General features: G+C 72.7%; 8 protein-coding genes and 1 pseudogene. All 9 read right to left on the bottom strand.

Annotation, left to right across the window (positions count from 1 at the left end; genetic code table 11):
• Positions 1-154: 154 nt before the first annotated feature.
• On the bottom strand, positions 155-568 hold the full coding sequence (locus tag D2L64_RS25770) for a DUF5130 family protein (protein ID WP_119579791.1): 414 nt from the start codon (positions 566-568) through the stop codon (positions 155-157).
• The gene (gene ctaJ / locus D2L64_RS25765; protein WP_456080983.1) at positions 555-857 is read right to left on the bottom strand and encodes an aa3-type cytochrome oxidase subunit CtaJ; all 303 of its coding nucleotides are present in this window, start codon (positions 855-857) and stop codon (positions 555-557) included. Before ctaJ ends, D2L64_RS25770 begins: the two co-directional genes overlap by 14 nt.
• A 52-nt stretch (positions 858-909) precedes the next feature.
• Positions 910-2,371: pseudogene (locus tag D2L64_RS25760) on the bottom strand (amidase).
• A 132-nt stretch (positions 2,372-2,503) separates the two neighbouring features.
• The gene (locus D2L64_RS25755; protein WP_119579789.1) at positions 2,504-3,514 is read right to left on the bottom strand and encodes an amidohydrolase family protein; all 1,011 of its coding nucleotides are present in this window, start codon (positions 3,512-3,514) and stop codon (positions 2,504-2,506) included.
• A complete protein-coding gene (locus tag D2L64_RS25750; protein ID WP_119579788.1) occupies positions 3,514-4,038 on the bottom strand; it encodes a 3-hydroxyanthranilate 3,4-dioxygenase in 525 nt (174 codons plus the stop codon). Before D2L64_RS25750 ends, D2L64_RS25755 begins: the two co-directional genes overlap by 1 nt.
• Positions 4,035-4,466, bottom strand: a complete 432-nt coding sequence (locus D2L64_RS25745; RefSeq protein WP_119579787.1) for a RidA family protein — start codon at positions 4,464-4,466, stop codon at positions 4,035-4,037. Before D2L64_RS25745 ends, D2L64_RS25750 begins: the two co-directional genes overlap by 4 nt.
• Positions 4,463-5,236 (bottom strand): 2-keto-4-pentenoate hydratase, encoded by a 774-nt coding sequence (locus tag D2L64_RS25740; protein ID WP_119579786.1) that lies wholly within the window; start codon positions 5,234-5,236, stop codon positions 4,463-4,465. The genes D2L64_RS25745 and D2L64_RS25740 overlap by 4 nt, the downstream gene beginning before the upstream one ends.
• Positions 5,233-6,318 carry a 4-hydroxy-2-oxovalerate aldolase gene (gene dmpG, locus D2L64_RS25735; RefSeq protein WP_119579785.1) on the bottom strand — a complete coding sequence of 362 codons (1,086 nt, stop codon included), beginning with the start codon at positions 6,316-6,318 and terminating at the stop codon, positions 5,233-5,235. Before dmpG ends, D2L64_RS25740 begins: the two co-directional genes overlap by 4 nt.
• Positions 6,315-7,238 carry an acetaldehyde dehydrogenase (acetylating) gene (locus tag D2L64_RS25730; protein ID WP_119579784.1) on the bottom strand — a complete coding sequence of 308 codons (924 nt, stop codon included), beginning with the start codon at positions 7,236-7,238 and terminating at the stop codon, positions 6,315-6,317. Before D2L64_RS25730 ends, dmpG begins: the two co-directional genes overlap by 4 nt.
• Positions 7,239-7,409 lie beyond the last annotated feature (171 nt).

Here is a 7,409-nt window from a genome sequence, read left to right as displayed (position 1 = left end):
GAGGCGACGACGAGTCGGTGCCGGCATGGGCGCGCGTCCACGCCGGCACCGGCTCCTCCGGGTCGGCCCGGCCGACCGAGTGGGACCGAGATGTGACGGAGCCCGGCCCGCGGGTTCGCGGGGCCGGGCTCGGTCGTGGTCAGCGGGTGGGCGGTCAGCCCCGGCCGGCGTAGCGGGAGAGCTGGTCGAGGCCCTGGATGATGCCGCCGGCGAGGTCACCGCCGCCGAAGGCGGCCACCATCGACAGCGCCGCGATCTTGGCGTACGTGTCGGGGACGCGCTTGCGGGCGTACCGGCCAGTGACGATCTCCAGCTGCCGCTGGTTCGGCGAGACCGCGATCAGCACCGAACGGTCGGGCTCGGCGAGCTGCCGGTGCAGCCGCTCGGCGTGCTCCCGGATCGGCTCGTCGAGGCCGCCCACGAAGACCGAGAAGACCAGGCCGGTCGTCCGGTCCGCCAGGCGCAGCGCCTCGTCGATGCGCAGCAGCTGGCGGGTCGAGAACGGCCCGTCGAGTACGTCGGGCGGAGTCTCCGTCCCGGTCTCGGGCTGCTTCTCACCAACGGTCACTTGCGCCTCCGGTTCCACCGGCCGGCGCCTCGGCACCGGCCTGCTCCTGCTTGCGGCTGCTCAACGCCGGTGCCTGCGCCCCGGCGGCCAGCGCGGCGCCGGCCGAGTCGGCCAGCTCCTCGGGTCGGCCGAGGAACCAGACCGGAGTGAAGCTGAACGGGCGGCCCGGCCGGTAGCGCTTGGCACCGCCGCCGCCACTCCGGCTGCCCGCGTAGACGAGCCCGGCGATCACCAGCACGACGGCCACCGGGATGCCGACGAAGACCAGCAACGTGTCGGTTACAGACAATCCCAACGCCCCCAGGCGGAAAGAGAGACCTTCGACCGGATCGGGTGACGGGTCACCGCGGCGACCTCCCGACTCCGCTGCCACTCACGTTAGCGGAGCCGAGGCTCCGCCAGAGCGCGGGGTGGCGATCCCAACCGCCACACGAGCGCTCCAGCTGCGCAGCTGTCCCGATGAGGGTCGCGTCGTCGCCGTACCGTCCGGTCAGCAGCACCCCCACCGGTAGCCCCTCGGCGCTCACCCCGACCGGCAGCGAGACGGACGGATCGCCGGTGACGTTGAAGACCGCGCAGTACGGGGAGAACCGGCGTTGCCGGTCGAAGTCCTCAGCCGGGGTACGTCCCTCGGTGAACCAGCCGATCGGAGCCTGCGGGGTCGACAGGGTCGGACAGAGCAGCAGATCGCAGCCGGCGGTACGCCGGACGCCGAGGCGTACCTGTGCCTGGAGTTCACCGAGGGTGGCGGAGAGGGTGCCGGCGGAGATGCCGGCCGCCCGGGACCGCAGGAACCGGGTCAGCGGCAGCAGTTCGCTCTCCCGGTCGGGTGGCACGGGCACGAGCGCGAGGACGTACCAGACGGTCTCGAACAGCGGCCAGACCTCGGGCCCGAGTGGCGGCGGCACCTCGACCACCTCGTGCCCGGCGGCGGTGAGCAGCGCGGCGGCCCGGTCCACGGCGGCGACGCAGTCCGGGTGGACCGGCTCGTCGGCGAGCATCGCGGCGGTGAACCGGCCGACGCGCAGCCGGCCGGGCGCGGCGGCGCGGGCCGCACGCAGGTATCCGCCCGCGGGCGCGACCGGCGGCAGGTACGGCTCGCCGGGCACCGGCTCGGCCAGCACGTCGAGCAGCGCGGCGACGTCGGCGACCGTACGCCCGATCGGGCCGTTGCTCGGCAGGCCGAAGGCGCCGAAGCCGAGCGGGCCGCTGGAGACCAGTCCCCGGCTGGGCTTGTAACCGACCAGGCCGCACAGCGAGGCCGGGATGCGCAGCGAGCCGCCGCCGTCGGACCCCTGGGCGACCGGCACCAGGCCCGCGGCCACCGCGGCCGCCGCACCGCCGCTGGAACCACCCGCGGTGTACGACAGATCCCACGGGTTACGGGCCGGCGGCGCGACCCGCCCCTCCGAGTAGAGCGACGAGCCCAGCTCGGAGGTGGTCGTCTTGCCGAGGCTGACCAGTCCGGCGGCCCGGATGAACCGCACCACGTCGGCGTCGACCGGCGGCACGAAGTCGGCGAACGCGGCCGAGCCGAAGGTGGTGCGGACCCCGGCGGTCAACGTCAGGTCCTTGATCGCGGTCGGTACGCCGTGCAGCGGCCCGCTCGTCGGTCGGTGTCGAGTCGGCGGCCCGGGCGGCCGCACGGGCCGCCTCGGCGGTCACGGTGACGAACGCGCCGACGGTGTCGCCGAGCGCATCGATGCGGTGCAGGCAGCGCTCGACCAGATCCAGGCTGGACAGTTCACCACGGGCGATCGCGGCGGCCTGCTCCAACGCGGTCAGGTCGTGCGGCTCGGCCATACCGCCATCCTGCCCTGCGTGACGGCATGGCGCGGCCGGCACGCGCCGATGCGAGATGACCGGTTTCGACCGCTCCGGGCGGGACCGGCAAGCAGCGGGCCCTGCTGGTGCTGTTCCTGCTCTCGCGCCCGATCAGCCGGACAGGAAGCGCTGGGCGTTGCCGCCGAGGAGTTGGTGGCGCTGGGTGTCGGTGAGGAAGTCGGCTTCGTGGACCACCGCGCCGGCCGGGCGCTCGCCCAGCGGGTACGGGTAGTCGCTGCCGAGCAGCACCCGGTCGGCGCCCATGGTGTCGACCAGCAGCCGCAGCGCCGGTGGGGTGAAGACCACCGAGTCGACGTAGAGGCGGTCGACGTAGGAGCTGGGCGGCGCGGCGGAGGCGCCGCGTACCAGGTCGCCCCGGCGGTGCCAGGCGTTGTCGGCGCGCCCCAGCCAGAACGGGAAGCTGCCGCCGCCGTGCGCGAAGCAGATCCGCAGCTGCGGCGGCACCCTGTCGAAGACCCCGCCGAGGATCATCGACAGCACCGACAGGTGGGTCTCGGCGGGCATCCCGGTGAGCCACCGGGCCATCCACCGGTCGAGCCGGGGGCCGCCGGGCATGTCCCACGGGTGGACGAAGACCGGGGCGCCGACCTGCGCGCAGTGGGTCAGGAAGGTCACGATGCCGGCGTCGTCCAGATCCCGGTCACCGACGTGGTTGCCGATCTCCACGCCGACGTGCCCGGCCGCCAGGCAGCGGTCCAGTTCGGCGCAGGCGGCGTCCGGGTCCTGCAACGGCACCTGGCAGAAGGGCAGCAGCCGGTCGCCGCCGGCCGCGGTGACCTCCAGGGTCAGGTCGTTGAAGATCCGGGCCACCCGCACCGCCTGCTCGGCCGGGCGGTCGTAGCCGAAGAAGACCGGGGTGGGCGAGACCACCTGCACGTCAACACCGTCGGCGGTCATGTCGGCCAGCCGGGTCGGCGCGTCCCAGCACTGCGCGCCGACCGGCCGGAACTCGGTCTCCCCCACCATGATCATGGCGGCGCGTTCGGAGTCGATCCGCAGCCAGGGCCAGTCGGACCCGCCGCAGGCCGCGGCGAGGTCCGGCCATCCCTTCGGTACGACGTGCGTGTGCACGTCCACCACCGGGTGCGCGGGCTGCGTCATCAGCCCTTGCCCGGGTGCAGCGTGCCGCAGTTGTCGCAGGTGCGCGCCGACTCGTCGGCGTAGAACGCGCCGAAGACCGGCGGCAGGTCGGCGGCGATGTCCCGGACCTGCAACTCGACCTCGTGCACCCGGTGCCCGCACTCGGGGCAGTACCACTGGAACTTCTCCAGCGTCCCCTCCGGACGGACCCGTTCGACCACCATCCCGATCGAGCCGGGCTCCGGCCGCTGCGGCGAGTGCGGCACGTTGCGCGGCAGCATCCACATCTGACCCTCGCGTACGTGCACCGTACGCGGCCCCTCCGGAGTCATCAGGTTGATGTGCATGTTGCCCTTGACCTGGTAGAAGAACTCCTCGTACGGGTCGACGTGGAAGTCGGTGCGCTGGTTCGGCCCGCCCACCACCATCACGATGAAGTCGTCGGAGCCCGGGAACATCTCCTTGTTGCCCACCGGCGGCTTGAGCAGGTGCTGGTTCTCGGCGATCCAGCCCGGGAAGCTGAACGGCTCGGCGATCTCACTCACGACTGACCTCCTCGGGGAAGCAGGGCCACGGCTTGCATCTCGATCAGCAGGTGCGGGTGCGGCAGCTGGTGCACGGCGACCGTGGTCCGGGTCGGTCCGGTCGCGTCGAAGAACTCCGCCCACACCTCGTTGTACCCACCGAAGTCGTTCATGTTGACCAGGTACGACGTCACCTGCACCAGGTCGGACAGGTCGGCACCAACCGAACGCAGCAGGTCACCGATGTTCTCGATCACCGCGCGGGTCTGCGCCCGGACGTCCAGGTCGGTCGTGCCGAACTCGTCCACGGACACCCCGGCGAAGCTGTTGTCCGGCCGCCGCGACGACGTACCCGACACGAAGACGAACCCGCCCGCGACCTTGACGTGCGGGAACGCCCCACGAGGAACGGCCTTCCCCGCCACCACCCGCGCCCCGTCACCGCTCATGACGCGGCCTTCAGGGTGGCCGTGCCGAGCTTCTCGACGACCGCACGGACCTGAGCACCGGGCCGCAGTGGAACAGCGGCCGTTGCGGCGCCGGCCAGGAACACCCAGCCTTCGCGCAGCCGCACCCCGTGCCGTCCGGCCAGCCGGATGCCCTCGTCCAGCGCCCGGCGCGGGTCGCCGAGGATGGCCGCCGTCGAGCCGACCTGGGCCACCCGGCCGTCGATCTCCAGCAGCACACCGAGATTGTCCAGCCCGTCCGGCACCGGCGACCAGGGGCCGATGACGAACGCGGCGGCCGAGGTGTTGTCGGCGATCACGTCCGGCAGCGAGAAGGTGAAGTCGGCGTACCGGGAGTCGATCAGTTCGAGGGCCGGCGCGACCGCGCGGACCGCGTCGGTGAAGGCGCCGACCGGGTCACCCGGTTCCGGGAGCCGGTCCAGCAGGAACGCCACCTCGGGCTCGACCCGGGGGTGGATGAAGTCGGTCACGTCGACGGTGCCGCCGTCGGGCACCCGCATCGCGTCGGTGAGCCGTCCCCAGATCACCTCGTCGACGCCGACCTGGGCCATCTTCGCCTTGCTGGTCAGCCCCATCTTCAGGCCGACCAGCCGCTCACCGCGGTCGAGGCGACGCTGGACGAGGGCGGCCTGCACCGCGTACGCGGTGTCCACGTCGAGGCCGACCTCGGCGGCCAGTTGCCCGATCGCGGTGGCGTCGTCGGCCGCCCGGCCCAACTGCTCGGCGAGGCCCGCAAGGTCTGGGCCGGTCATGACTTCTCCTCGGTTCGCGGTTGCCCGGCGGCGGTCGGCGCGCCGGCCAGGTCCAGTGCCACGTCGACGATCATGTCCTCCTGCCCGCCGACCATCCGCCGCCGGCCCAACTCGACCAGGATCGAGCGGACGTCCACGCCGTACCGGGCGGAGGCGCGTTCGGCGTGCCGCAGGAAGCTGGAGTAGACCCCGGCGTACCCCAGGGAGAGGGTCTCCCGGTCGACCTGGACCGGCCGGTCCTGCAACGGGCGGACCACGTCGTCGGCGGCGTCCATCAGCGCGAACACGTCACAGCCGTGCTTCCAGCCGTGCAGTTCGGCGACCGCGACGAAGACCTCCAACGGCGCGTTGCCGGCGCCGGCGCCCATCCCGGCCAGCGACGCGTCCACCCGGACGGTGCGCCCGGACGGCGAGCCGACCGGCCCGGCACCGGCGACGCGGCCGTGCTCCACGGCCACCACGCTGTTGGCCACGCCGAGCGACAGGTTGTGGTGGGCGTGGATGCCGATCTGCGTGGTCGGTTCGAGGACCTGCCGGTACGCGTCGATCCGCTGCGCCACGTCGGACATCAGCAGCCGGCCACCCGAGTCGGTGACGTAGACGCAGTGCGCCCCGTACGACTCCATCAGTTTGGCCTGGGCGGCCAGCCCGGCCGGGTCGTTCAGGTGGGACATCATCAGGAAGCCGGCCACGTCCATGCCGTTCTCCCGGGCCCAGGAGATGTGCTGGGCGGAGATGTCCGCCTCGGTGCAGTGGGTGGCGATCCGGACGCTTGTCACACCGAGCGCCTGGGCCGCCTTCAGGTCGGCGATGGTGCCGATGCCGGGCAACAGCAGCGTGGTCAGCTTCGCGGTCGTCAGCACCTCCGCCGCCGCCGAGATCCACTCGGCGTCGCTGGCCGCGCCGTGACCGTAGTTGACGCTGGACCCGGCCAGGCCGTCGCCGTGCGCCACCTCGATGGCGGCCACCCCGGCGGCGTCGAGCGCGGCGGCGATGGTCCGGACCTGGTCGACGGTGTACCGGTGGGCGATGGCGTGCATGCCGTCGCGCAACGTCACGTCCTGGATGTACAGCCGCGTCACCGCTGCCCCCTCACCGAAACCAGCCGCTCCGCGGTGCGCAGCGCGGCCGAGGTCATGATGTCCAGGTTCCCGGCGTACGCGGGCAGGTAGTGCCCGGCACCGGCGACCTCCAGGAAGACCGAGACCTGCAACCCGGTGAGGTGCCGGCCCAGGCTCGGCACGTACGTGTCGACCCGATCGAACTGCACGTCCTGCTTGAGCCGGTAGCCGGGGACGTACTCCTGCACGGTGGCCACCATCTCGGCGACCGAGGCGGCGACGGCGGCCCGGTCGGCGTCGGGGTCGGGGCAGAGGCAGTAGACGGTGTCGCGCATCAGCAGCGGCGGCTCGGCCGGGTTCAGCACGATGATGGCCTTGCCCCGGTCGGCGCCGCCGACCACCTCGATGGCCCGGGCGGTGGTCTCGGTGAACTCGTCGATGTTGGCGCGGGTGCCCGGACCGGCCGAGCGGGACGCGATGGAGGCGACGATCTCGCCGTACGCCACCGGGGTGACCCGGCCGACCGCGGCGACGATCGGCACGGTCGCCTGACCGCCGCAGGTGACCATGTTGACGTTCGGCTCGCCCAGGTGCTCGTCCAGGTTGACCGGCGGCACCACGTACGGGCCGATCGCGGCCGGGGTGAGGTCGACCACGGTACGGCCGTGGGCGCGCAGCACCGCGTCGTTGTGCCGGTGCGCGCCGGCCGAGGTGGCGTCGAAGACCAGTTCGACGTCGGCGAACTCGGGCATCGCCACCAGGCCGTCCACGCCCTTCGCGGTGGTGGCCACGCCGAGCCGGCGGGCCCGGGCCAGCCCGTCGGAGGCCGGATCGATGCCGGCCATCGCCACCATCCGCAGCCGCTCACCGAGCCGCAGCACCTTGATCATCAGGTCGGTGCCGATGTTGCCCGACCCGATCACCGCCACACCGACGCTCACGGAGCCACCTTTCGTTCCCGACTGCGGGGCTCGCAGAACCGGCTCACTCCTCGCGCTCACGACGAGCCACCTTTCGTTCCCGACTGCGGGGCTCGCAGAACCGGCTCACTCCTCGCGCTCACGGAGCCACCTTTCGTTCCCGACTGCGGGGCTCGCAGAACCGGCTCACTC

It is taken from the genome of Micromonospora radicis, from assembly GCF_003583405.1.
Taxonomy (GTDB): domain Bacteria; phylum Actinomycetota; class Actinomycetes; order Mycobacteriales; family Micromonosporaceae; genus Micromonospora; species Micromonospora radicis.
This window is presented reverse-complemented; position numbering and strand designations above follow the sequence as displayed.

Excerpts from the sequence above, each read along its gene's own strand:
- D2L64_RS25740 (WP_119579786.1), bottom strand. The coding sequence starts at position 5,236 with ATGACCGGCCCAGACCTTGCGGGCCTCGCCGAGCAGTTGGGCCGGGCG.
- D2L64_RS25755 (WP_119579789.1), bottom strand. The coding sequence starts at position 3,514 with ATGACGCAGCCCGCGCACCCGGTGGTGGACGTGCACACGCACGTCGTA.
- D2L64_RS25745 (WP_119579787.1), bottom strand. The coding sequence starts at position 4,466 with ATGAGCGGTGACGGGGCGCGGGTGGTGGCGGGGAAGGCCGTTCCTCGT.